At 70.1% G+C, this 25,520-nt stretch carries 15 protein-coding genes; 10 read left to right on the plus strand and 5 right to left on the minus strand.

Translation table 11 applies throughout. The annotated features are described in order from the left end of the window. Positions 1–66 precede the first annotated feature (66 nt). Positions 67–1,932, plus strand: coding sequence for an ABC transporter ATP-binding protein (locus tag ACFVXE_RS10840; RefSeq protein ID WP_389670782.1), 1,866 nt, complete (start codon positions 67–69; stop codon positions 1,930–1,932). Between the two features lie 696 nt (positions 1,933–2,628). Continuing rightward, positions 2,629–4,665, plus strand: coding sequence for a M4 family metallopeptidase (locus ACFVXE_RS10845; protein WP_389670706.1), 2,037 nt, complete (start codon positions 2,629–2,631; stop codon positions 4,663–4,665). A gap of 157 nt (positions 4,666–4,822) precedes the next feature. Here ACFVXE_RS10845 and ACFVXE_RS10850 read toward each other — a convergent pair whose 3' ends face one another. Next, positions 4,823–6,046, minus strand: a complete 1,224-nt coding sequence (locus ACFVXE_RS10850) for an alginate lyase family protein (protein WP_389670707.1) — start codon at positions 6,044–6,046, stop codon at positions 4,823–4,825. A gap of 203 nt (positions 6,047–6,249) precedes the next feature. After that, positions 6,250–8,853: an alpha-glucan family phosphorylase gene (gene glgP / locus ACFVXE_RS10855; RefSeq protein WP_389670708.1), complete on the minus strand. Its 2,604-nt coding sequence runs from the start codon at positions 8,851–8,853 to the stop codon at positions 6,250–6,252. A 911-nt stretch (positions 8,854–9,764) separates the two neighbouring features. Between glgP and ACFVXE_RS10860 the strand changes: the two genes are divergently transcribed. From ACFVXE_RS10860 to ACFVXE_RS10880, 5 genes are all read left to right on the plus strand, one after another. Further along, positions 9,765–11,825: an alpha-1,4-glucan--maltose-1-phosphate maltosyltransferase gene (locus ACFVXE_RS10860; protein WP_389670709.1), complete on the plus strand. Its 2,061-nt coding sequence runs from the start codon at positions 9,765–9,767 to the stop codon at positions 11,823–11,825. Next, positions 11,822–13,528, plus strand: a complete 1,707-nt coding sequence (gene treS / locus ACFVXE_RS10865; protein WP_389670710.1) for a maltose alpha-D-glucosyltransferase — start codon at positions 11,822–11,824, stop codon at positions 13,526–13,528. Before ACFVXE_RS10860 ends, treS begins: the two co-directional genes overlap by 4 nt. A 332-nt stretch (positions 13,529–13,860) precedes the next feature. Further along, a complete protein-coding gene (locus ACFVXE_RS10870; RefSeq protein WP_389670711.1) occupies positions 13,861–15,267 on the plus strand; it encodes a phosphotransferase in 1,407 nt (468 codons plus the stop codon). Between the two features lie 100 nt (positions 15,268–15,367). Further along, positions 15,368–17,977, plus strand: a complete 2,610-nt coding sequence (glgB, locus tag ACFVXE_RS10875) for a 1,4-alpha-glucan branching enzyme (protein ID WP_389670712.1) — start codon at positions 15,368–15,370, stop codon at positions 17,975–17,977. A 172-nt stretch (positions 17,978–18,149) separates the two neighbouring features. Further along, positions 18,150–19,127 (plus strand): TIGR04222 domain-containing membrane protein, encoded by a 978-nt coding sequence (locus ACFVXE_RS10880; protein WP_389670713.1) that lies wholly within the window; start codon positions 18,150–18,152, stop codon positions 19,125–19,127. A gap of 10 nt (positions 19,128–19,137) precedes the next feature. Here the strand turns inward: ACFVXE_RS10880 and trxA are convergent, their stop codons facing one another. Both trxA and ACFVXE_RS10890 read right to left on the minus strand, forming a co-directional pair. Next, on the minus strand, positions 19,138–19,479 hold the full coding sequence (gene trxA, locus ACFVXE_RS10885; RefSeq protein ID WP_389670714.1) for a thioredoxin: 342 nt from the start codon (positions 19,477–19,479) through the stop codon (positions 19,138–19,140). Positions 19,480–19,482: 3 nt separating this feature from the next. Further along, on the minus strand, positions 19,483–19,887 hold the full coding sequence (locus ACFVXE_RS10890) for a MerR family transcriptional regulator (RefSeq protein ID WP_389670715.1): 405 nt from the start codon (positions 19,885–19,887) through the stop codon (positions 19,483–19,485). Between the two features lie 304 nt (positions 19,888–20,191). Here ACFVXE_RS10890 and ACFVXE_RS10895 point away from each other — a divergent pair, with 304 nt between their 5' ends. Further along, positions 20,192–21,589, plus strand: coding sequence for a glycoside hydrolase family 16 protein (locus ACFVXE_RS10895; RefSeq protein ID WP_389670783.1), 1,398 nt, complete (start codon positions 20,192–20,194; stop codon positions 21,587–21,589). A gap of 65 nt (positions 21,590–21,654) precedes the next feature. On the opposite strand, the gene ACFVXE_RS10900 is transcribed toward ACFVXE_RS10895, so the two are convergent. Then, a complete protein-coding gene (locus ACFVXE_RS10900) occupies positions 21,655–23,019 on the minus strand; it encodes a cation:dicarboxylate symporter family transporter (protein ID WP_389670716.1) in 1,365 nt (454 codons plus the stop codon). Between the two features lie 131 nt (positions 23,020–23,150). On the opposite strand from ACFVXE_RS10900, the gene ACFVXE_RS10905 reads away from it, so the two are divergent. Together ACFVXE_RS10905 and ACFVXE_RS10910 are read left to right on the plus strand one after the other, a co-directional pair. Beyond that, entirely contained in the window at positions 23,151–24,833 is a 1,683-nt protein-coding gene (locus tag ACFVXE_RS10905) for an ATP-binding protein (protein WP_389670717.1), read from the plus strand. Next, a complete protein-coding gene (locus ACFVXE_RS10910; RefSeq protein ID WP_389670718.1) occupies positions 24,830–25,504 on the plus strand; it encodes a response regulator in 675 nt (224 codons plus the stop codon). The genes ACFVXE_RS10905 and ACFVXE_RS10910 overlap by 4 nt, the downstream gene beginning before the upstream one ends. The last annotated feature ends 16 nt before the right edge of the window (positions 25,505–25,520 follow it).

The raw sequence follows: 25,520 nt of genomic DNA on the forward strand, positions 1-25,520 counted from the left end.
GTGGCACGTGCGGGCACGGCGACGGCCGCGGGCACGGACCTGAGCACGCGCGCGGGCACGGGCACCATGACCCGCGTCCGGCAGGCGGCGCCACCCGGCACGGCGGAGAAGAGACCCGGCACCGACCCGCGACCCGGCGCCGGGGACCCCTTCGACCGGGACGACCTGCCCACCCCGCGCGGCGCGACCCGCGCCCTGCTGGTGTCGCTGCTCGACCCGTTCAGGGGCCGGGTGGCGGTGGCCGTGCTGCTCCTGCTGATCCAGCAGGCCGCAGTCCAGGCCGGCCCGCTGCTCGTCGCGTACGCCATCGACAGCGGCGTACCCGCGTTCCGTGACAAGGACTACGGTCCGCTGATCGCCGTGGCCCTCGGGTACGCACTGTGCTCGGTGGGCTCGGGAATCATGCAGTACGCGTTCATCCAGGTCTCCGCCCGGATCAACCAGGGTGTACTGCTCGATCTTCGCGGGCGGATCTTCCGCCATGCGCAGGCGCTGAGCGTGGACTTCCATGAGCGCTACACCTCGGGACGGCTGATCTCGCGCTCCACCACCGATGTGGAGTCGCTGCGGGAACTCCTCAGCGAGGGGCTCCAGGAACTGATCGGCGTGGTGCTCTCCTTCGCCTCCATCTCGCTGATGCTCCTGTGGCTGGACCTCGATCTCGGTGCGGTCGCCGTCCTCTCGTTCGGACCGCTGTATCTGCTGGTGAGGCGCTACCAGCGACGCGCCGGGATGATCTACGCCGCGCGGTCGACGGCGATGGCCTCGGTCATCGTGAAGTTCGCGGAGACGATGAACGGGATCCGTCCCGTTCAGGCGTTCCGCCGCGAACGCAGCAACGACACGGACTTCGAGCACCTCAATCAGCAGCACTGCCGGACGAACGGCGACGCGCTGCTGGAGATGGCGCGTTACGTCACCGGTTCCCGGCTGATCGCCAACACGGCGGTCGCGGGGATCGTGCTGTGGGGGGCGTACCGAGTCGCCTCCGGCACACTCGCCCTCGGTGTACTGGCCGCGTCCGTGCTCTATCTGCGGAGGCTGTACGACCCGATCGACCGGCTCGGCATGTTCCTCAACTCCTACCAGTCGGCCGCAGCTTCGTTGAACAAGATCGCGGGCCTGCTCGCCCAGACCCCCACCGTCCCGGAGGCGGCGAACCCGCGGGAGCTGCCCGCCCGCACGGGTGAGCACCCGGGCCGGGAGGTCCTCTTCGACTCGGTGCGCTTCGCCTACCGGACCGGCGGCGAGGTGCTCCCCCGCTTCGAGCTCACGATCCCGGCCGGTCAGACCGTCGCCGTGGTCGGCTCGACGGGCGCAGGGAAGTCGACGCTCGCCAAACTGCTGGCCCGGTTCTACGACCCGACCGACGGCCGGGTGCTGCTGGACGGGACCGACCTCCGTGATCTGGCCACGCCCGAGCTGCGGCGCGGTGTCGTCATGGTGACCCAGGAGGCGTTCCTGTTCTCGGGGACGGTCGCCGAGAACATCGCCATCGGAAGCCCGGATGCGACACGCGAGGAGATCGAGCGGGCCGCGAAGGCGATCGGCGCACACGAATTCATCAGCGGGTTGCCCGACGGGTACGACACGGACGTCCGGAAGCGAGGCGGCCGGATCTCGGCAGGTCAGCGCCAGTTGGTCGCGTTCGCGCGCGCCCTGCTCGCGGACCCCGCGGTTCTGATCCTCGACGAGGCGACCAGCTCCCTCGACATCCCCGGCGAACGCGCCGTGCAGCGGGCCATGGACACGGTGCTGCACGGCAGGACCGCGGTCGTGATCGCCCACCGGCTGTCGACCGTGGAGATCGCGGACCGGGTGCTGGTGATGGAACACGGCCGGATCGTGGAGGACGGCGCCCCCTCCGAGCTCATCGCCGGCACCGGCCGCTTCGCGGGGTTGCACCGAGCCTGGCGGGAGAGCCTCGCCTGACCCGTCCACCGGTGCGGGAACCGCGACTTCGCCGGCGGGGCGCTTGACGGCCGACGACGGATCGATCCGCGGTTCCACCGACACAGGCCGCGTTCGGCACCGGTCCGTGCGTCGCCGTGCAGTCGGGCGGCGGGGTGCAGGCGGTGGGACCCGTCGTCGCAGTCGACGTGCCGCGGAGGCATGCGCCCGGTGCCGGTCGACGGGTGCCCCCTGCTCTCCGGGAGCGGTGCTCTGCTCGGCGTAGGTGAGCGGGCCATCAGGCGTACCGGTGCACTCCTCGTACGGCACGTGCATCCGCGTCCGGCACCGGCGCGACGTCATGGGTCCGCACGGAGCATCCGCTGATCGACGAAGAGTAAATGATACGAAACGAGCCACAATTCGCGGCACTTTCGGCCGATGGCGGCCGACCCGCATCCGGCCCGGCGTTCGAACACGTTGTGTTCGAGGTCGGCGTGTCCTCGCTCACCCGTTTCGGCTCGTGGCGGCCGCCGGGCGACGCCGTGGTGATGATCGGCGAAACGTCCGCTTAACGAACATGACCTTTCCGACAACGGACGAATTCCGGCCAACTTGTTGACGCGGTCCTGACAGAGACGTCCATCTGCTGACACTCTTCCCCCGTTCTGCGCACCGCTTGCTCTGCCCGGCCGGCTCACCCAGCCCGCCGGTACCCCCCTCGCAGAAGGAGTCCGCGTGAGATCCACGCCCAGCCGTCGCGCCACCGCGACCGGCGCTCTGATAGCCGCAGCCGCCCTCCTCGCCGTAGGAGTCCAGACGGGCACGGCGACTGCCACGTCCGGCGGTTCCGCCGCTCCTGCACGGATCACCACCGAGGCCAATCATGGTGCGATGGCCAAGCAGCTCTCCCCTTCCGCACGCGCCGAACTGATCCGCGAGGCCAACGCGAGCAAGGTGGCCACGGCCAAGGAGCTCGGCCTCGGCTCTCAGGAGAAGCTCGTTGTCCGGGACGTCATCCAGGACAACGACGGCACCACTCACACGCGTTACGAGCGCACCTTCGGCGGACTCCCCGTTCTCGGCGGTGACCTGGTCGTCGAGGCGTCCAAGTCCGGTGCGACCGAGAACGTCTCCAAGGCGTCCAAGGTGACCTCCGCGCAGCTGAAGGCCGTCAGCACGGCGGCCGATGTCGCCCCGGCCGCGGCCGAGAAGCAGGCTCTCGGTGCGGCCAAGGCCGCCGGCGCCGAGAAGACCGCAGCCGACAAGGCACCGCGCAAGGTCGTCTGGATGGCGCAGGGCAAGCCGCAGCTCGCCTACGAGACCGTCGTCGGCGGACTGCAGGAGGACGGCACCCCGAACGAGCTGCATGTCGTCACCGACGCGGCCAGCGGCGCGAAGCTCTACGAGTGGCAGGCCATCGAGACCGGTACCGGCAACACCGAGTACAGCGGTCAGGTCACGCTCGGCACCGCGCCGTCGTACACGCTCACCGACACGGGCCGCGGCAACCACAAGACGTACAACCTGAACCACAGCACGTCCTCCGGCACCGGGACGCTCTACTCCGGCTCCGACGACGTCTGGGGCGACGGCACCCCGCAGAACACCGAGACCGCTGCCGCGGATGCGCACTACGGCGCGGCGGAGACCTGGGACTACTACAAGAACGTCCAGGGCCGCACCGGCATCCGGGGCGACGGCATCGGCGCGTACTCCCGCGTCCACTACGGAAACAGCTACGTCAACGCGTTCTGGGACGACAGCTGCTTCTGCATGACGTACGGGGACGGCAGCGGCAACACCTCACCGCTGACCTCCCTCGACGTGGCAGCGCACGAGATGTCGCACGGTGTCACCGCCGCCACCGCCGGCCTGAACTACAGCGGCGAGTCCGGTGGCCTCAACGAGGCGACCAGCGACATCTTCGCCACCGCGGTCGAGTTCTACGCCAACAACGCCACCGACCAGGGCGACTACCTCATCGGCGAGAAGATCGACATCAACGGCGACGGCACCCCGCTGCGTTACCAGGACAAGCCGAGCAAGGACGGCGCGTCCAAGGACTCCTGGTCCTCCAGCCTCGGCGGACTCGACGTCCACTACTCCTCGGGTCCCGCGAACCACTTCTTCTACCTGCTCTCCGAGGGCAGCGGCGCCAAGACCATCAACGGCGTCTCGTACAACTCCCCGACCTCCGACGGCCTGCCGGTGACCGGCATCGGCCGCGACAAGGCCGCGCTGATCTGGTACAAGGCGCTCACCACCAAGTTCACCTCCACGACGAACTACGCGGCTGCCCGCACCGGCACCCTCGCCGCGGCCGGTGAGCTGTACGGCACGTCGAGCGCCGAGTACAAGTCGGTCGCCGACGCCTGGGCCGGCATCAACGTCGGCTCCCGCCCGGGTGGCGGAACCGACCCCGGCGGCACGGTCTTCTCGAACACGACTCACGTCGCGATCCCGGACGCCGGCTCGGCCGTCACCAGCTCCGTCGCCGTCACCGGTCGCACGGGCAACGCGCCCAGCACCCTGAAGGTCGGTGTCGACATCACCCACACCTACCGCGGCGACCTCGTCATCGACCTCGTCGCACCGGACGGCACCGCCTACCGGCTGAAGAACTCCTCGTCCACCGACTCGGCGGACAACGTCCAGACGACGTACACGGTCAACGCGTCGTCCGAGGTGGCGAACGGCACCTGGAAGCTGAAGGTCCAGGATGTCGCCTCGCTGGACACCGGCACCATCAACAGCTTCAGCCTGACCTTCTGAACCCGGCGCCACACACCGGTCGGTCGATCCGGTGATCCCGCCCGGGAGGAACTCTCGTTCCTCCCGGGCGGTTCGCCGTGTCCTGAGCCGCGTGATCAGGGTGCCGCCCGCCGCCGACGAAGGCCGCCCACGCGTCGTCCGGCAGGGCGGACGGGGGTCAGTTGGGGTTGTTCGCGTGGGTGAGCGTCTCCCACGCCACGAAGAGATTGTTGGAACCGGCGGGCCGCTGCTGCTCGGTCAGGGTCTGGGTATTGGTCATGGCGATGCCCATCCGGTTGTGCAGGGCGTTGAAGCCGACTTCGGTGACCGGGCCGAGGTTGTCCTTGAGCGTTCCTCCGCACAGTGACGAGGGGACCGCCGTGCCCAACTGGTACTTGGCGTGCAGGCCCAGGGCGTGGCGGAGGCGGTCGGCGATCTCGGGATAGAGGTCCTGCCCCTGGATCCGGCTCGTTTCGGCGATGTGGGAGATGGCGGACAGTCCGTAACCGGTGTGCGTGAGGTCGCGGCAGGTCTCCTGGGAGAGTCCGTCCATGAAGGTCGACTGTCCCTGCCAGTAGTTGATGATCTCGTCGCGGGTGTCGAGTCCGCTGCCCGGTGCGGTCTTCGGCAGAGCGCCGTCCGACGCGAGATAGATGTACGCGGGAACCCGTCCGCGGAACTTGGTGACGGCCTTGTCGTAGGCGCTGCGGTCCTCGAGGAAGACCGCGATCCCGATCGCGGCCTCGGTCATGCTGAGTTCCCAGTTCCCGTTGCTGTTGGAGCCGTTGATGACCTTCGGGAGATAGACGTTGCGCAGCATGGTGGCGAATCGGCCGGAGTTCGGCCAGCTGCTGTACGTGTACTTGATGATCTCCGCGGCCCGCGGCCAGGAGGAGCCGGCCCAGCCCGTCTGAAGGGGGGCATTGCTGTTGGTGTGGTCCTGGATCACCGCCGACCAGGCGTCCATGATCTCGATGGACTTCTGGGCGTACCGGCTGTCCTGGGTGATGTACCAGGCGAGCGCGAGGGTGTAGGCGGCTATCGCGTCCTCACGCTCGTCGGTGCAGCCGTAGTTGGGGTTGGAGTACGAGCCGCACTCCACGACGGCGCGCGGTGTGGCGGTACGGGTGAGCGAGGCGTACTTGCTGGCCAGCATCTGGTCGTACGCACTCTTCCAGGGCTGTGCGCCGGCCTGGACCTTCGAGCGGACGAAGTCGAGTTGGGGCCGGCTGACGAGGACGCCGGGATGGGTGAAGGAGGCGGGCGCGGCCGCCTCCACCGTGGTTGCGCCGACGGACGCGGTGGGTCTGCCGGCCGACGCCGGGGCGGCGAGAACCGCGACGAGCAGGGCGGCCAGGGCGGTGGCGAGACCGAGGCCTCGACCGATGGATCCGGTACGCATGTGGGGTGCCTTCCGGTGCGGAGGTGGTCCAGCAACTCGGTTCACACTCAAGCGAGTTCACGTACATGAATGTTGAGTCGAGTTGTGAACCCTGTGGTGAGTGAGGAACCTAAAGGCATCTCATGGACACGTCAAGCTCCTGCGTTCAGAACACGAAGGGGCCCGGCACCTCACGGATGCCGGGCCCCGGGACGGACGGGTTGTCAGCGCATGAGCATGCCGGCGCCGTCGCCCATCGACTCCGTCGGCAGTGCGACCAGGCCGAGTTCCGCGCTGGTGGCCAGCAGCGGATGGGCGGGAAGCACCCGCACGGTGTAGCCGTAAGGCCCCGTGCGGTCGAGGGCGAGCGGCCCCTCGTAGAGCCAGCGGCCCTCCAGGTCCAGGCCTCCGGCAGGCTTCAGCGGGAAGAGCTGGGCGTCCGAGATCGCATCGGATGAGTCGACCCGCCCTGCCACCGCCTGCACCTCCACGTCGTCCGGCTCCAACGCCCCGAGGGCGATCCTGACGCGTAGCGCCAGCGTCGCACCCAGCTCGGCCGAGCCGCCCAGGGTGCTGGGCGCCACGGCTTCCACATGGTCGACGGCGACCCTCGGCCAGGCGGCACGGACCCGGGCCTTCCAGTCCGCGAGCTCCCTGGCCGTGGCAGGGTCCAGGGAGCGATGGGCGTGCGCGGCGGGGGCGTACAACCGCTCCACGTACTCACGCACCATGCGCCCCGCGAGGACCTTGGGACCCAGCGTGCTCACCGTGCGGCGGACCATCTCGACCCAGCGTTCGGGAAGCCCTTCGCCACCACGGTCGTAGAACCGCGGCGCCACTCTCTCCTCGATCAACTCGTAAAGGGCGTTCGCCTCCAGCTCGTCGCGCCGGTCCTCGTCCATGGCGGACCCGTCGGCCGTCGGGATCGCCCAGCCGAAGTCGGGGTCGAACCACTCGTCCCACCAGCCGTCGAGCACGGACAGGTTGAGGCAGCCGTTGAGCGCGGCCTTCATGCCGCTCGTGCCGCACGCCTCCAGCGGCCGCAGTGGATTGTTGAGCCAGACGTCGCAGCCCGGGTAGAGCTTCTGCGCCATGGCCATCCCGTAGTCGGGCAGGAAGACGATGCGGTGGCGCACCCTCGGGTCGTCGGAGAACCGCACCAGTTCCTGCACCAGCCGCTTTCCGCTGTCGTCGGCCGGGTGCGCCTTGCCGGCGACGACGATCTGGATCGGCCGGGTCGGGTGGAGCAGCAGCTCCGTCAGCCGGTCGCGGTCGCGCAGCATGAGAGTCAGCCGCTTGTAGGAGGGCACGCGGCGGGCGAAGCCGATCGTCAGCACATCGGGATCCAGCACGTTGTCGATCCAGCCGAGTTCGGCCGGCTCGGCACCACGGGTGCGCCAGGAGGCGGCGAGCCGTGTCCGGACCTCCGTCACCAGCTGTTCGCGCAGTGTCCGCCGCAGGTCCCAGATCTCCCGGTCCGGGATCTCGGCCGCCGCGTCCCAGCGTCCCGGCGTTCCGCCGTACCGTGCGCGCAGCTGGAAGATCTCGGGGGCGACCCAGGTGGGCGCGTGAACGCCGTTGGTGACCGAGGTGATGGGCACCTCTTCCGCGTCGAAGCCCGGCCACAGCCCGGCGAACATCTTCCGGCTGACCGCCCCGTGCAGCGTGGAGACGCCGTTGGCCCGCTGGGCGAGCCGCAGGCCCATGACCGCCATGTTGAAGAGGCTGGGCTCGCCTCCGGAGTACGTCTCCATGCCGAGCTGCAGGATCCGCTCGACTCCGACGCCCGGCAGTTCGCCGTCGTCACCGAAGTGACGGGCGATGAGCTCCCGGTCGAAGCGGTCGATTCCGGCGGGCACAGGCGTGTGGGTGGTGAAGACCGTACCGGCCCTCACCGCCTCCACCGAGGAGTCGAAATCCAGTCCGGTGCCGGAGAGTTCACGAATTCTTTCGAGACCGAGGAAGCCGGCGTGCCCCTCGTTGGTGTGGAACACCTCCGGAGCCGGGTGCCCGGTGAGCCGGCAGTAGGTCCGCACGGCCCGCACGCCACCGATGCCGAGCAGCATCTCCTGCAGCAGCCGGTGCTCGCTGCCGCCGCCGTAGAGCCGGTCGGTGACATCGCGCTCGCCCGGTGCGTTCTCCTCCACGCCGGAGTCGAGCAGGAGCAGCGGAACGCGCCCGACCTGGGCCTGCCAGATGTGGGCGTGGAGCGAGCGGCCGCCGGGGAGAGCCAGCACCACCTGGCTCGGTGTCCCGTCGGCCTCGCGCAACAGGGTGAGCGGGAGTTCGTTCGGGTCGAGGACGGGATAGTGCTCCTGCTGCCAGCCTTCGCGCGACAGACTCTGCCGGAAGTAGCCGTGCCGGTAGAGCAGACCGACGCCGACGAGGGGTACGCCCAGGTCGCTGGCTGCCTTCAGATGGTCCCCGGCAAGGATGCCGAGTCCACCCGAGTACTGCGGAAGGGCTGCGGTCACACCGAATTCGGGCGAGAAGTACGCCACGGCGGCGGGCAGTTCCATGCCCTGTGCACGTTGCTCCTGGTACCACCGCGGACCGTCCAGGTACTCCCGGAGTGCTCTGGACGCCTCGGTCAGCCGGTGCAGGAACTGCTGGTCCCGGGCCAGCTCGGCAAGGCGGCCGGCGGAGGCGGCTCCGAGCAGGCGTACGGGGTCGGAGTCCGCCGCCCGCCTGCCCTCCGGGTCGACGGCATGGAAGAGCTCACGGGTTTCGGTGTGCCAGGACCACCGCAGGTTGCGGGCGAGGTCGCTGAGCGGTTGAAGGGGATCGGGGAGGACGGGACGCACGGTGAATCGACGAATGGCCTTCACGTATTCCACCTTTACAGGGGACGTACGAATCCGAGGGGACGCACCACGGTGTGCGCCGCTCCGTCACCCTCGACGGTAGCGGTGGGCCCTGCTCCGCAACCACGGCGCGCGACCGGCTCACAGCGGGGAACCCGGCGAGCCGTCCGCCCCCGGAACCGCCCCCGACGTCGCTCCCGGCTCTGCCGTCGGCCCAGCGCCCACCTGTGCCTCTTCCGCACCACCCTTCTCTCGGCGCGCATCGGTACTCACGCGTCACAGGGGTTATGGCCGATTCCACCCCCTCGTGCGGCCTTGTGGCACTTCACCCCACAGGGAAGGCTGCTCAGTGGCGCGTACCGGGGCACAAGGGAGCGGTAGGCCATCGGTGCGTCTCCGCGCGGCGCGCACCACGTCGAGGAGGAGGTTTCGACCCGTCGGACCGACACGACCGGCGCGGATACGGCCGGCGCGGATACGGCCGGCCCTGGGGCTGTCACGCCGCCCGCCGCCTGATGCGGCCGGTCTCCGCGAGGCTCCGCGTAACAGGCGGAGCCCGGCGCATTCAGACCTTCACGGCTACGCCCGAGTAGTTAACAAACCACCGGATTGGCCCACCGAGAACCGTGGGAAGGCTTCTGCGGTACACAGTCCGAATCCAGCCCGAATGCGGATCATCCGCGATCCCGCAGCGGCTCGTACGCAGTCCGTACGCGTCCGAGGTGCACCGGTACTCACCCGTGCACCACACCCGCGCCCCAGCCATTCGAGTGCCATTCGAGTGAACGCGGACAGGAGCGGCCATGCTCACACCCCATCAGCCGTCAACGGAGCAGCTAGAAAGGACAGACCCCCACAGCCGCGGCGTGCGCGCTCGTCCGACCGCGCCCGTCCCGCGCCCCGTGCAGCCCGAGCTCCAGTCCCCAGGTGATTCCATGATCGGTCGCATTCCCGTCCTCGACGTCCGTCCCCTCGTCGATTGCGGCAGAAGGCCCGCCAAGGCCGTTGCCGGCGAGACCTTCCAGGTCACGGCCACCGTCTTCCGTGAGGGTCATGACGCGGTCGCCGCCAACGTCGTGCTGCGGGATCCGAGCGGCCGCCCCGGCCCTTGGGCGCCGATGCGTGAGCTCGCCCCCGGCACAGACCGCTGGGGCGCCGACGTCACTCCGGACTCCGAAGGCCGCTGGACGTACACGGTCGAGGCGTGGAGCGATCCGGTGACCACGTGGCGCCGGCACGCCCAGATCAAGGTGCCGGCCGGGATCGACACGGCTCTCGTCCTGGCGGAGGGCGCCGAACTCTACGAACGGGCGGCCGGCGGCGTACCGAAACGGGACGGGCGCGAGGCGGTGCTGGCCGCCGCCGACGGGTTGCGTGACGAGTCCCGCCCGGCCGCCGTCCGGCTCGCCGCGGCGCTGGCACCCGAGGCCACGGCCGCGCTCGCCCGCCACCCGCTGCGCGAGCTGGTCACGGCGGCCCGCCCGCTTCCGCTCGTCGTCGAGCGCCGGCGCGCCCTGTTCGGTTCCTGGTACGAGCTGTTCCCCCGGTCCGAGGGCGCCAGGTTCGAACCGGCCGAGCCGGTGAAGGCGGGAAGGGGCACGAAGAAGGGGCGGGCAGGAAAGGCCCCGGAGGCGCAGGAGCAGCGGGGAAGGATGATCAGCGGCACCTTCCGCACTGCGGCCGAACGGCTCCCCGCGGTCGCCGCCATGGGGTTCGACGTCGTCTACCTGCCACCCGTCCACCCCATCGGGACCACCCACCGCAAGGGCCCCAACAACTCGTTGTCCCCGGACGCCCACGACGTGGGTGTTCCGTGGGCGATCGGTTCGGCCGAGGGCGGGCACGACGCCGTCCATCCGGAGCTCGGCACACTCGACGACTTCGACCACTTCGTCGAGACCGCCCGCAACCTGCGCATGGAGATCGCACTCGACTTCGCGCTCCAGTGCTCCCCCGACCACCCGTGGGTGGAGAAGCACCCCGAGTGGTTCCACCACCGCTCGGACGGCACGATCGCCTACGCCGAGAACCCGCCCAAGAAGTACCAGGACATCTATCCGATCGCCTTCGACACGGACCTGCGGGGTCTGGTCGAGGAGACCGTCCGCATCCTGCGGTTCTGGATGGGCCACGGCGTACGGATCTTCCGTGTCGACAATCCGCACACCAAGCCGGTGATCTTCTGGGAGAAGGTGATCGCCGACATCAATCGCACCGACCCCGACGTGATCTTCCTGGCGGAGGCGTTCACCCGTCCCGCGATGATGCGCACCCTCGCCGCGATCGGCTTCCAGCAGTCGTACACGTACTTCACCTGGCGCAACACCAGGCAGGAGCTCACCGAGTACGTCACCGAGCTGGCCGGCGACTCGGCCTCCTCCATGCGGCCCAACTTCTTCGTGAACACCCCGGACATCCTGCCGGGCTATCTCCAGGACGGCGGACGTCCCGCCTTCGAGGCCCGCGCCGTGCTCGCCGCCACCCTCTCGCCGACCTGGGGCGTGTACGCCGGGTTCGAGCTGTGCGAGAACACCCCGGTGCGGGCCGGCAGCGAGGAGTACCTGGACTCGGAGAAGTACGAAATCCGTCCGAGGGACTGGGAATCGGCGGAACGCGAGGGCCGCTCCCTCGCCCCGCTCATCACTTCGCTCAACCGGATCAGGCGCCGCCACCCGGCCCTGCAGCAGCTCCGCGACGTGCACTTCCACTCCGCCGACAACGACGCGCTGATCACGTACAGCAAGCGATCGGGTTCGAACATCGTTCTGGTGGTCGTCAACCTCGACCCTCACCACACCCAGGAGGCCACGGTCTCGTTGGACATGCCGCAACTCGGCCTCGACTGGCACGAGACCGTGCCGGTGCGCGATGAGCTCACCGGCCACACCTACCACTGGGGCAGAACCTTCTATGTGCGCCTAGAGCCGGGCGTCACGCCCGCGCACATCGTCGTCCTGCGACCGTCCCCGCCGACCGGAGGGTCACCCACACCATGATTGTCAATGAGCCCGTCCACGACACGTTCGAGGACACCCCCGCCAAGGACCGCGATCCCGACTGGTTCAAGCGCGCCGTCTTCTACGAGGTCCTCGTCCGGTCCTTCCAGGACTCCAACGGCGACGGAATCGGCGATCTCAAGGGCCTCACGGCCAAGTTGGACTATCTGCAATGGCTGGGCGTCGACTGCCTCTGGCTGCCGCCGTTCTTCAAGTCACCGCTGCGGGACGGCGGCTACGACGTGTCCGACTACACGGCCGTGCTGCCCGAGTTCGGCGATCTCGCCGACTTCGTGGAATTCGTCGATGCAGCGCACCAGCGCGGCATGCGCGTGATCATCGACTTCGTCATGAACCACACGAGCGATCAGCACGAGTGGTTCCAGCAGTCCCGCACCGATCCCGACGGGCCGTACGGCGACTACTACGTCTGGGCCGACGACGACAAGCAGTTCCAGGACGCGCGGATCATCTTCGTCGACACCGAGACGTCCAACTGGACCTTCGACCCGGTCCGCAAGCAGTACTACTGGCACCGGTTCTTCTCCCACCAGCCCGATCTCAACTACGAGAACCCGGCGGTGCAGGAGGAGATCATCTCCGCACTCCGCTTCTGGCTGGACCTCGGCATCGACGGCTTCCGCGTCGACGCCGTGCCGTACCTCTACCAGCGGGAGGGCACCAACTGCGAGAACCTGCCCGAGACCCATCAGTTCCTCAAGCGGGTGCGCAAGGAGATCGACGCGCACTACCCGGACACCGTGCTGCTCGCCGAGGCCAATCAGTGGCCGGAGGACGTCGTCGACTACTTCGGCGACTTCCCGGCCGGTGGCGACGAGTGCCACATGGCGTTCCACTTCCCGGTGATGCCCCGGATCTTCATGGCCGTACGGCGCGAGAGCCGCTACCCGGTCTCGGAAATCCTGGCGAAGACCCCTGCGATCCCGTCCGGTTGCCAGTGGGGCATCTTCCTGCGCAACCACGACGAGCTCACGCTCGAAATGGTCACGGACGAAGAGCGCGACTACATGTACGCGGAGTACGCCAAGGATCCGCGGATGCGGGCCAACATCGGTATCCGGCGGCGGCTCGCGCCCCTGCTGGACAACGACCGCAACCAGATCGAGCTGTTCACGGCTCTGCTTCTCTCCCTGCCCGGCTCCCCGATCCTCTACTACGGGGACGAGATCGGCATGGGGGACAACATCTGGCTGGGCGACCGGGACGCCGTACGGACCCCGATGCAGTGGACACCCGACCGCAATGCCGGCTTCTCCTCCAGCGATCCGGGACGGCTCTACCTCCCCACGATCATGGACCCGGTCTACGGCTACCAGGTGACCAACGTCGAGGCGGCGATGGCCTCGCCGTCCTCACTGCTGCACTGGACCCGGCGGATGATCGAGATCCGGAAGCAGAACCACGCGTTCGGCCTGGGCTCGTACAGCGAACTGCCGTCGTCCAACCCGGCCGTGCTGGCGTTCACCCGCGAGTACAAGGACGATCTCGTCCTCTGTGTGCACAACTTCTCGCGGTTCGCCCAGCCGACGGAGCTCGATCTGCGTTCGTTCAACGGGCGCCACCCGGTGGAGCTGATCGGCGGGGTGCGGTTCCCCGCCATCGGCCAGTGGCCCTACCTGCTGACTCTCGCCGGACACGGCTTCTACTGGTTCCGACTGCGGAAGGACGCACCACCGAGCTGATGCGGCGTCACCTCCACCTCTCCCCTCGCGGGGCGGTTTCCGCCGCCCCGCACGGGGCACGCTCCCCCATATCGAGCTCTTCAGGGCTCTACAGGGCTCCCTTTCCGAGTTCTTCGGAGTTCTTCGGAGTTCTTCGGAGTTCTTCGGAGTTTTCGGAGCCCGGCGGGTCCCTCTCGGGGGACTTCCGGGATCCGCGCGGCTTCTTGAGCCCCTCATGTCGAGTCCGTACGGACCATCCTGACCCGACACGTCCCGCACAGCCGGACAGCTATTGCCGCAATCCGGGACACTCTTCGCATCCTGTGGTGTGCCCGGGGAAAGGACGCGATGCCATGTCGGAGGCTGCATCCACTCGGGTCGCCCTCGCCAACAGCACAGCCTTGCTCCCGTCACTCGCACCACTGCTGCACGAATGGCTGCCCAGGCAGCGGTGGTTCGCAGGCAAGGGGAAGCCGGTCACGGCTTTCTCCCTTGTCTCGGCGACCGAAATACTGCCGGTGGACACCGATTCAACCGGCGCCCGCACCGGTGGCGCACCCGGACTGCTCCATCTGCTGGTCCGGGTCCACCAGCCGTCCATGCCCGCCCAGTCGCCCGAGGACTGCTACCAAATGCTGCTCGGGGTGAGGGCGACGCTGCCGCCGCGGCTCGCCCCCGCACTCATCGGCCATCCGAAGGAGGGGCCGCTCGCCGGCCTGTCGGTCTACGAGGGGCTGCACGACCCGCGTCTCGCCGAACTTCTGCTGGAACGCTTCCGTTCCCCCGGCACCCTCGGCCCGCTCCGCTTCGCACGGGGCGCCGCCCCCATCCCCGCCGGGCTCACCCCGCGGGTGCTCGACGCGGAGCAGTCCAACTCCTCGCTCGTCTACGGCAACGCCTACATCCTGAAAATCTTCCGCCGGGTCTTCCCGGGAACCAATCCGGATCTGGAACTGCCGCTCGCCCTCTCCCGGGAGGGCTGCGGGCGAGTTCCGGAACCCGTCGCCTGGTTCGAGGCGACGGGCCCGGAGCCGCTCACCCTCGGTGTTCTGCAGCCGTTCCTGCGTGGCGTGGAGGACGGCTGGCAGCTTGCGCTGCGGGCCCTGGCCGCGGGCCACGACTTCACCCGTGAGGCCCGCGCCCTCGGCCGTGCCACCGCCGAGGTGCACACGGCGCTCGCCACCGCGCTGCCGACGCCCCTGCTGCGCCGCGCCCAGACCGAATATCTCGCCGCGGGCATGATGCGGCGACTGGAGGCCGCCGCCCAGGCGGTGCCCGCGCTGGTGCCGTACGTGCCAGGGCTGCGCACCGCCTTCGAGGCCGTCGCCGCACTGGGGCACGAGGGACGCAGCTGGGCCGCCCAGCGCATTCACGGCGACCTCCACCTCGGTCAGACCCTGCGCGCGGCCGACGGTTTCTGGTCGCTGATCGACTTCGAGGGGGAGCCCACCCGCCCGCTCCTGGAACGCCGCCGGCCGCAACCGCCGGTGCGCGACATCGCGGGCATGCTCCGTTCGTTCGACTACGCGGCCCGTTCGCACCGTCCGTGGAACCCCGAGTGGGCGGCCCGCTGCCGGGCGGCGTACTGCGACGGATACGGGGAGGCTGCCGGCGTCGATCCGCGCAGCGAACCGGAGTTGCTGCGGGCCCACGAGACGGACAAGGCGGTGTACGAGGTGCTGTACGAGGCCCGGCACCGGCCCGACTGGCTGCCGGTCCCGATGGCCGCGATCCACCGGCTGGCCGCCGCCGACGACTGACGCCCCCGCGCACCGCCGTTCCGGGCCGGGTGGCCTGCTCCCCGCACGCGCCCGCCCCTGCCCGCCCCTATCGTCAACACCCTCCGAGGAGGCTGTCCCTGTGACCGCCCGCAAGCCGTCCCGCAACGCGCCCGAACCCGGCGTGGCCCCGCCGCCGGCCGCCGACCTCATGCCCCCGGCTACCGCCGCGACCTCTACGGCCACCCCGGCCCCAGCGGCCGGCAGGCCCCTCCCGGCCCCCGCAGCTCAGGCGGCCGACACGCCATCCGCGGCCCCGGCGAACCCATCGTCCCCGACGGCCGCGTCGATCCCATCGGCTCCGGCAGCCCCGGCGCAACGGCCCGCGCCCCCGGCCCGCCCGGCGGCCGCGGCGGAGCCGGCCCCCGCGCCGTCGAAGGGATCGCCGGCGGCGCCCTCGGTCGAACGGAAGAAGCCGGCGGAGAAGCCCGCCGCCGGCGCGGCATCGCCACGACCCCGGCGCGGGCCCGGTGTGCCCGGTGGCCGCGGGGTACGTCCGGCACGGGTGCTCGACGGCGGCGACCGGGCACGGCTGCTCGCCGGTGAGCACCACGCCCCGCACGATGTACTCGGCGCGCACCTGGTCCGCGGCGGCGTGGCGTTCCGCGCACTGCGTCCGTACGCGCGCTCCGTGACCGTGCTCGCCAAGGGGCTGCGGGCGGAGTTGCACGACGACGGGGACGGCCTGTTCTCCGGGCTGCTGCCGATGCCCGCCGTTCCCGAGTACCAGCTCCTGGTGGGTTACGACGACAACGAGACCGAGGTCCAGGACCCGTACCGCTTCCTGCCCGCGCTGGGCGATCTCGATCTGCATCTGATCGGTGAGGGACGGCACGAGGAGCTGTGGACCGCCCTCGGCGCGCAGCCCATGGAGCACCAGGGCGTCGCCGGTACCCGGTTCACCGTCTGGGCGCCCGATGCCCGCGGTGTGCGGGTCGTCGGCGACTTCAACTACTGGGACGGCACCGGCTTCCCGATGCGTTCGCTCGGGTCGACCGGCGTGTGGGAGCTGTTCCTCCCCGCGATCGGTGAGGGCACGCTCTACAAGTTCGACATCTGCCGCCCGGACGGTTCGCACACGGTGCGCGCCGACCCGATGGCCCGCCGCACCGAGGTGCCGCCCGCCACTGCCTCGATCGTGACCGCCTCGCACCACGAGTGGCGGGACCAGGAGTGGATGGCGCACCGCGGGGACGTCCCCGTGCACGAGGCACCGTTCTCGGTGTACGAGGTGCATCTGCCGTCCTGGCGTCCGGGTCTCACCTATCGGCAGCTCGCCGATCAACTCCCCTCCTACGTACGCGATCTGGGGTTCACACATGTGGAGCTGATGCCGGTCTCCGAGCATCCCTTCGGCGGCTCCTGGGGCTATCAGGTCACCGGCTTCTACGCCCCGACCTCGCGCATGGGTTCACCGGACGACTTCCGTCATCTCGTGGACGCGCTGCACCGGGCCGGCATCGGCGTCATCGTCGACTGGGTGCCCGCGCACTTCCCGCGCGACGAATGGGCGCTCGCGGAGTTCGACGGCCGCCCGCTGTACGAGCACTCGGACCCGTCCCGTGCCGCTCACCCGGACTGGGGCACGCTCGAATTCGACTACGGTCGCACGGAGGTACGGAACTTCCTGGTGGCCAACGCCACCTACTGGTGCGAGGAGTTCCACATCGACGGGCTGCGGGTCGATGCCGTCGCCTCGATGCTCTACCTGGACTACTCGCGCGAGAACGGGGAGTGGACGCCCAACGAGTACGGCGGCCGGGAGAATCTGGACGCGGTCGCCTTCCTCCAGGAGATGAACGCCACCGTCTACCGGCGCAATCCGGGCGTGGTCACCATCGCCGAGGAGTCCACCGCCTGGGACGGGGTCACGCGCGCGACCCACCATGTCGGCCCCGGAGGTTTCGGTGGGCTCGGCTTCGGGCTGAAGTGGAACATGGGCTGGATGCACGACTCCCTGGAGTACGTGTCGAAGGAGCCGGTGCACCGCAAGTACCACCACGACGAGATGACGTTCTCGATGGTGTACGCGTACAGCGAGAACTACGTACTGCCGATCTCGCACGACGAGGTGGTGCACGGCAAGCAGGCACTGGTCAGCAAGATGCCCGGTGACTGGTGGCAGCAGCGCGCCACCCACCGGGCCTACCTCGGCTTCATGTGGGCCCATCCGGGCAAGCAACTCCTGTTCATGGGCCAGGAGTTCGCGCAGGGCGCCGAGTGGTCCGAAGGGCACGGCCCGGACTGGTGGCTGCTCGACCCGTCGTACGCGGCGGAGGGCGACCACCGGGGCGTGCGCAACCTGGTGAAGGATCTGAACGCGGTCTACGGCAGCACTCCCGCGCTCTGGCAGCGCGACACGGCGCCGGAGGGATTCTCCTGGGTGGTCGGCGACGCGGCCGAGGACAACGTGTTCGCCTTCCTGCGTCACGACGCGCACGGTGCGCCGCTGCTCGCCGTCTGCAACTTCTCCCCGGTGGTCCGGAACGAGTACCGGCTCGGTGTGCCGGACGTGCTCGGCGATCCGGTCGCCTGGGCGGAGGTCCTCAACACGGACGCGGCCCGGTACGGCGGCAGCGACGTGCGCTGCGCCGGTCCGCTGAAGCCCGATTCCATGGGTGCGCACGGCAGGCCGAGCAGCATCGTGCTGACGCTTCCGCCGCTTGCGACGGTCTGGCTGAAGCCGGCCTGACACGACCGAGGGGGTCCGGGCGTCCGCGGACGCCGGGGCCCCTCTCGCCGGCGCGCGGCGGAACCTCAGAACAAGCTCTGGAATCAGCCCTGTTCGGGTTGACGGGAGCACAGGCGGAGATATCCCTCACATACGCACATTCATCCGGAGCACGTCCGGATCGGGGGCTGTCATGTGGGGCACACTCATACGCTCGGACATCTCGGCCGCGCTGGTCGCCGCCGCTTCCTGCCTGGCCCTGTCCGGCCGGCGCGTACTGCCGCGGTGGCGGCGGGGGCGCACGCCCGAGCTGGGGCCGTACGATGCGGCGTTCCTCGCGGGCGGACCGACGCGGGTGGTGGAGGCGGCGCTCCATACGCTCTGGGGCCGTGACAGCAGCGTCATGATCGGATCGGGGGTACGGCTGCGATTGCTGGAGCCCGGGACGGTGGCCGAGCACCCGGTGGAGCATGCCCTGGTCGAGGAGTGGCGGACCGCGAACGCCGCGAGACCCGCTCTGCTGCGGGTACGGGCGGTGCGGACGGCGGCCGTGCGCGAGGTCGGCGAGCAGCTGGTCTCGTACGGTCTGCTGCTCACCCCGCCACGCGCACGGGCCCGCCTGTTCGCCGCGCGCGCCCTCGACTTCGTGGCGTTCGGCAGCGCGGTCCTGGCCGCCTTCGCCGGCCCTCAGGGCCTGCGACACACCCTCCCGCTCCTGGCGGTGGCGGTCTGCGCGCTGACCGTACGGGTGCTCTGCCCCGCTCGGGGCCTGCTGACCCCGGCGGGGCGCCGGCGGCTCGCGGCCCTGCGCAAGGGCGAGCCCTGGGCGGCGGCTTCCGTGGGCGCCGTGGTGTTCGACGGGCGGGGCGGACTGCCCGGCGAGCGCCGGCTCCCGCGACAGCGGGACAGCGGCGTGAGCCGGCTGCCGTCGGTGGGGCGGATGCTGGTCAAGTACGGCAAGGCGCTGGACGGGGATCCCTACGACAGGGACCCCGACGCCGGCGGTCATCACGGCTCCCACGGGTCCGGCAGTTCTCACGACTCGCACGGCTCCTACGGCTCGCACGGCTCCTACGGCTCGTACGGCTCCTCGCACGACGGAGGTGGCCACCACCACAGCTGCGGGGGCAGCAGCTGCGGCGGCGGTGGCTGCGGAGGTGGCAACTACTGAGCGTTGCGACTCACGCCTTCTGGAACACGTCCTCGAGCTCCTGGAGGAGCCTGCGCTTGGGCCGGGCGCCCACCATCGACTTCACCGGTTCGCCGGACCGGAACACCATCAGGGTCGGCATCGACAGCACCGCGTACCGGCTGGTGATCCCGGGATTGGCGTCGACGTCGAGCTGGACGACCTTGATGCGCCCGGCCTCCTCGGCGGCGACGGCGCTCAGCACCGGGGCCAGTTGGCGGCACGGGCCGCACCAGTCGGCGGTGAATTCGACCAGCACCGGGAGCTCGGCCCCCAGCACCTCCCCGTCGAAGGTGGCGTCCGTGACCTCGGCCACGCCCTCTGCATGAATCATCTGTCATCCTCCCAGTTCACAACGTGGCTCCGGGCCGCCAGGGAGCTCGGCCTCGGCCTCCAGTTCAGCTCGTGCCAGCTCCGTGCCCACCTGGGCGCGGACCGACTGGAGCTGCTCGATGAGCGAGTCGAGCTCGCCGAGCTTGCGCCGGTAGACGGCGAGCGAGGCGGGACAGGCGTCGCCGGCCGGATGACCGGCCCGCAGGCACTCCACGAACGGCCGGGTCTCCTCCAGGTCGAAACCGAAGTCCTGGAGGGTCCTGATCTGCTGCAGCAGCCGCAGATCACCCTCGTCGTACGTGCGGTACCCGTTCACGGCCCGCCGGGCAGGCAGCAGACCGCGTGACTCGTAGTAACGCAGCGTCCGCGTCGTCGTCCCGGCCCGCTCGGCCAGCTCCCCGATTCGCATGATGCGACGGTAATCCTTGACGCCGACGTCAAGGCAAACGCGGGACCCCGCAACCCGGAAGCGCCCACGTCGGCATCCCAACTGCCCTATGCATTCAGGAAGTTAAGAGCGCAGCGCCATTGACGGCCCCCTCGCGTGCACCTACAAAAGGCTGAGAGCGCTCTCAAGACCGGCACTTCGTTCCTGTTCCCCCCCGTCCCCACCGGAGAGGTGTTCCTTGAACGCGAGCCGCATTCCCCTGTCCGTCCGCTCCCCCGCCTCCACACCGCACAGACGCACCACCGCCCTCGCCGCACTGACCGTGATGGCGCTGGTCCTGGCCGGACTGGCCACCGTCCTCGGCTCCGGGTCCGCACGCGGCGCCGTCCCCCCGGCATCCGGCTGGGACCTGAAGTGGAGCGACGACTTCAACGGCGCCGACCGCTCCCTCCCCTCGGCCGCGAACTGGCAGATCGACACCGGCCACGCCTATCCGGGCGGCCCGGCCGACTGGGGCACGGGTGAGATCCAGAACTACACCGCCAGCCCCGACAACCTCAGCCTCGACGGCAACGGCAACCTCCGGATCACCCCGCTCCGGGACGGCGCGGGCAACTGGACCTCCGGCCGGATCGAGACCACCCGCTCCGACTTCAAGGCCCCGGCGGGCGGCACCCTGCGCATCGAGAGCCGGATCCAGATGCCGAACGTCACCGGGAACGCGGCGCTCGGCTACTGGCCCGCGTTCTGGGCGCTCGGCTCCCCGTACCGCGGCAACTACTGGAACTGGCCGGGCATCGGTGAGTTCGACATCATGGAGAACGTCAACGGGATCAATTCCGTCTGGGGCGTGCTGCACTGCGGCGTCAATCCGGGCGGTCCCTGCAACGAGACGAGCGGGATCGCGAGCAACCGTGCCTGCCCCGGATCGAGCTGCCAGTCCGCGTTCCACACGTACACCTTCGAATGGGACCGCTCCGTCACGCCCAACGCGCTGCGCTGGTACGTGGACGGCCAGCAGTTCCACTCCGTCACCCAGAGCCAGCTGGACGCCGGGACGTGGGCCAACATGACCGAGCACGCCGGATACTTCGTGCTGCTCAACCTCGCGATCGGCGGCGCGTTCCCCAACGCGCTGGCCGGCAGCACCCCGACCGCGGAGACCGTCCCGGGCCGCCCCATGCTCGTCGACTACGTCGGCGTGTGGACCAAGGGCGGCGGTGGCGGCACCGATCCGACCGACCCGCCGTCCGGCTCCTCCGACCTCACGCTCCGATCCGGCGGCGGTCTCGGAACGGCCGAGACGTCGGGTTCCACCGCGACCCTCGCCTCGGCGGGCGGCGCCAACTACGACGGCACCCCGCACAGCCCGCAGACCTTCACCGCCTCCGGCGTCACCCGGACGTACAACGGCGGATCCACGCAGTTCGACCTGTTCGTCGACGCCGGCACGAGTGTCGCCGACGGGCAGCAGGTGAGGGTGAGTTACGACCGCACGGGCGACGGGACCTGGGACCGGACGGAGACGTACAACTACTTCCCCACCGACCCCGTGGCCGGCTACGAGCACTACACGCAGAGCAAGGGGCTCATGGCGTCGACCGGAACCCAGGGCAATCTGGTGAACGGCAAGGTCAGGGTGGAGATCTGGAACGCCATCGGCAACGGCTCCAGCACGGTCGGAATCGGTAACCAGTCGGTCGTCCACATCCCGTTCGGCTGACCCGCGCGACCGGAAGACGTGTGCGGCCGGTACGGGACTCCCGTACCGGCCGCACCTACCGCTCGTCACGCCTTCGCCAGCGCGGGCCTCTCGTCGTCGCCGTCCCTGGACTCCGGCACATGCGGCTCCGCCCGGCCTTCGTCCGTGATCATCTTCTCGTCGAAGGGGAGGGAGCCGGACAGCACCTGGTCGACCCGCTCCTTGTCGATCTCCTTGGTCCAGGTACCGACCAGCACCGTGGCGACCGCGTTGCCCGCGAAGTTCGTCAGGGCGCGGGCCTCGCTCATGAACCGGTCGATGCCGACGATCAGACCGACACCGTCGACCAGTCCGGGACGGTGGGACTGCAGACCGCCCGCCAGCGTCGCCAGGCCCGCACCGGTGACGCCCGCCGCCCCCTTCGAGGCGACGATCATGAAGAGCAGGAGGGAGATCTGCTCACCGGCGCTCATCGGGTCACCCATGGCGTTGGCGATGAAGAGCGAGGACATCGTCAGGTAGATGGCGGTGCCGTCCAGGTTGAAGGAGTAGCCGGTGGGCACGGTGATCCCGGCGACGGACCTGCTGACGCCCAGGTGCTCCATCTTGGCGATGAGCCGCGGCAGCGCGGACTCGGACGACGAGGTGGAGAGGATCAGCAGGAACTCTCGGCCCAGGTACTTCAGCAGGAGCAGCAGGTTCACGCCCGCGACCAGTCGCAGGATCGTGCCGAGCACCACGAAGACGAAGAGCGCACAGGTCAGGTAGAAGCCCACCATGATGATGGCGAGGGACTTCAGCGCGTCGACGCCGGTCTCGCCGACCACGGCCGCCATCGCACCGAACGCGCCGACCGGGGCCGCCCACATGATCATGGCGAGGACACGGAAGACGAGCCGCTGGATGTGGCCGATGCCACGCAGGACCGGTTCGCCCGCCGCCCCCATGGCCTGCAGCGCGAAGCCGGTCAGCAGGGCGATGAGCAGGGTCTGGAGCACCTCGCCCTCGGTGAAGGCGGAGACCATCGTCGTCGGGATGATCCCCAGCAGGAAGTCCACGGTGGACTCGCTCGCGCCCGCCGCCTGCTTCTCGCCGGCGGCGCGCACCGCTTCGGTCAGGTGGAGGCCCTGGCCCGGTTCCAGGATGTTGCCGACCAGCAGGCCGATGGCGAGGGCCACGGTCGACATGACCAGGAAGTAGCCCAGCGCGAGCCCGCCGACGGCACCGACCTTGGCGGCCTTGCGGACCGAACCGACGCCCAGCACGATCGTGCAGAAGATGATCGGCGAGATCATCATCTTGATGAGGTTCACGAAGCCGGTACCGATCGGCTTGAGCTCCACGGCCACCCCGGGGGCCACGAAGCCCACCAGGATGCCGAGCCCCACCGCGGCGATCACGGCGAGATACAGATACTGCGTACGGTCCCGCCTGGCGGCTGGCACTCCCACGGGGGTTCTCCTCGGCTCGTCCCTGTCCGTCCCCCGTCCCCGGGGGCCCCGGCGAATATCCCGCCTGCTGTGACCGTGGTCACCCTTACGTGCATTTCGTTCATATGTTTTCGGCCAGGCACACTGTGGCCATGTCTCTCCCCCGCGCCCTTCCGCGCAGCCTGGCCGGCCAGCTCTTCGCGATGCAGGTGGTGCTGGTGGCGGCCGTGGTGGCGGGGTGCGCCGTCTTCACGTACGTCTCCGGCAGCGCACAGGCGGAGGAGACCGCGACCCGTCAGGTCACGGCGGCGGCGACGGCGGTGGCCGACTCGCCGTCCGTACGGGAAGCGATCCGCACCCCGGACCCGTCCGCCGTACTGCAGCCGTACGCGGAGAAGGTCCGCAAGGACACCGGGATCGCCTTCGTCACGATCATGGGCCCGGACCGGGTCCGCTGGACCCACCCCGACACCGCCCGGATCGGGGAGACGTTCCTCGGGCACACCGCGCGGGCGCTGCGCGGGGAGACTTTCACGGAGACGTACACCGGCACGCTCGGGCCGTCGATCCGGGTCGTCACGCCGATCCGGGACGGCGGCAGGATCACCGGCCTGGTCAGCGCGGGCATCACGGTCGAGCGCGTCTCCTCGCAGGTACGGGCGCAGCTCGGCGCGCTCGGGCTCGCGGCGGGCGGGGCGCTCGCCCTCGGCGGCATCGGTACGTATGTGATCAACGCGAGGCTGCGGCGCCACACGCACGGCATGAACGCCGCGGAGCTGAGCCGGATGCACGACTACCACCAGGCCGCCCTGCACGCGGTGCGCGAGGGGCTGCTGATGCTCGACGGACAGCGCAGGATCGCGCTGATCAACGACGCGGGCCGGGAGCTGCTCGGGCTGCCGCCGGGCGCGGTCGGGCGCCGGGTGGCCGACCTGGAACTGCCCGCGCCGCTGACCGGGGCGCTGCTCGCCTCCGAGAAGCGGGTGGACGAGGTGCATCTGACGGTGGACCGGGTGATCGTGGTCAACACCCGCCCGGTGGTGGGCGGTGAGCGGCGCGGCACGGTCGTCACCCTTCGAGACCACACGGAACTCCAGGCGCTCTCGGGCGAGTTGGACTCGGAGCGGGGGTTCACCCAGGCGCTGCGCTCGCAGGCGCACGAGGCGGCGAACCGGCTGCACACGGTCGTCTCGCTGATCGAGCTCGGCCGGGCGGAGGAAGCGGTCGGCTTCGCGACCGCGGAGCTGCGGCTCGCCCAGGTGCTGACCGACCGGGTGGTCGGGGCGGTCGCGGAACCAGTGCTGGCGGCGCTGCTGCTGGGCAAGGCGGCGCAGGCGAACGAACGGGGTGTGGAACTGGTGCTCGCGGACGACAGTCTGATCGACGACGGCGCACTGCCCGCGACGCTGCCGTCGCGCGATCTGGTGACGATCCTCGGCAATCTGATCGACAACGCGGTGGACGCGGCTTCGGAGCCGGCAGGCGGCGCGTCGGTTCCCGATCGGCGCGGCGCCCCGGCCGGCCGCGCCCGGGTCACCGTGACCGCACTCGCCAATGACGGTGAGCTGCTGCTGCGGGTCGCCGACACCGGGGCCGGGGTCGATCCCGGGGACGCGGCCACGGTGTTCCACCGCGGCTGGTCGACGCACGGTGCCGGCCGTGGGCTCGGCCTCGCGCTCGTGCAGCAGGCCGTACACCGCGGCGGCGGGACGGTCGCCGTGGGCGGGAGCCCGGACGGCGGCGCGGAGTTCACCGTACGGCTGCCGCTGTCCCCCGCGCAGATGCCCCCCTCGCGGACGCCCGCCGCACTCGTGCCCGAGGAGTCCACCTCGTGATCCAGGTACTGGTCGTCGAGGACGATCCCGTGGCCGCCGACGCCCATCAGCTGTACGTGGGCCGGGTGCCCGGTTTCGCCGTGGCCGCGGTGGCGCATTCCCGCGCCGAGGCGGTGCGGGCGCTGGACCGGACCCCCGTCGACCTGCTTCTCCTGGATCTGTACCTGCCCGACGGGCACGGCCTGCAGCTGCTGCGTTCGCTGCGGGCCGCCGGGCACTCGGCGGACGTGATCGCCGTGACGTCGGCGCGTGATCTGGCGGTGGTCCGGGAGGGGGTGTCGCTCGGTGTCGTCCAGTACGTGCTGAAGCCGTTCACCTTCGCCACCCTGCGCGACCGGCTGGTGCGTTACGCCGAGTTCCGTGCGGCGGCCGGTGAGGCGAGCGGTCAGGACGAGGTGGACCGGGCGCTCGGAGCGCTGCGGGCCCCGGAGCCGGTACGGCTGCCCAAGGGGCTGAGCGGACCGACGCTGGAGGCGGTGACGCGCACGCTGCGGGCTTCCCCGGACGGGGTGACGGCAGCCGCCGCCGGCGTGGAGCTGGGCATCTCACGGATCACCGCGCGCCGCTACCTGGAGCATCTGGTGTCGACGGGGCGCGCCGTACGCAGCCCGCAGTACGGGCAGATCGGGCGGCCGGAGCTGCACTATCGGTGGGTGACCGAATTGCGCTGAGTGCGCATCCGGCCGC

This window comes from Streptomyces sp. NPDC058231, assembly GCF_042882275.1.
In the GTDB taxonomy this organism is placed as follows: domain Bacteria; phylum Actinomycetota; class Actinomycetes; order Streptomycetales; family Streptomycetaceae; genus Streptomyces.

What these genes read in the sequence shown, in the direction of transcription:
- ACFVXE_RS10860 (WP_389670709.1), top strand. Translation starts at nt 9,765, where the DNA reads ATGATCGGTCGCATTCCCGTCCTCGACGTCCGTCCCCTCGTCGATTGC.
- treS (WP_389670710.1), top strand. Translation starts at nt 11,822, where the DNA reads ATGATTGTCAATGAGCCCGTCCACGACACGTTCGAGGACACCCCCGCC.
- ACFVXE_RS10895 (WP_389670783.1), top strand. Translation starts at nt 20,192, where the DNA reads ATGGCGCTGGTCCTGGCCGGACTGGCCACCGTCCTCGGCTCCGGGTCC.
- trxA (WP_389670714.1), bottom strand. Translation starts at nt 19,479, where the DNA reads ATGATTCATGCAGAGGGCGTGGCCGAGGTCACGGACGCCACCTTCGAC.
- ACFVXE_RS10905 (WP_389670717.1), top strand. Translation starts at nt 23,151, where the DNA reads ATGTCTCTCCCCCGCGCCCTTCCGCGCAGCCTGGCCGGCCAGCTCTTC.
- ACFVXE_RS10870 (WP_389670711.1), top strand. Translation starts at nt 13,861, where the DNA reads ATGTCGGAGGCTGCATCCACTCGGGTCGCCCTCGCCAACAGCACAGCC.
- ACFVXE_RS10890 (WP_389670715.1), bottom strand. Translation starts at nt 19,887, where the DNA reads ATGCGAATCGGGGAGCTGGCCGAGCGGGCCGGGACGACGACGCGGACG.
- ACFVXE_RS10850 (WP_389670707.1), bottom strand. Translation starts at nt 6,046, where the DNA reads ATGCGTACCGGATCCATCGGTCGAGGCCTCGGTCTCGCCACCGCCCTG.
- ACFVXE_RS10840 (WP_389670782.1), top strand. Translation starts at nt 67, where the DNA reads ATGACCCGCGTCCGGCAGGCGGCGCCACCCGGCACGGCGGAGAAGAGA.
- ACFVXE_RS10880 (WP_389670713.1), top strand. Translation starts at nt 18,150, where the DNA reads ATGTGGGGCACACTCATACGCTCGGACATCTCGGCCGCGCTGGTCGCC.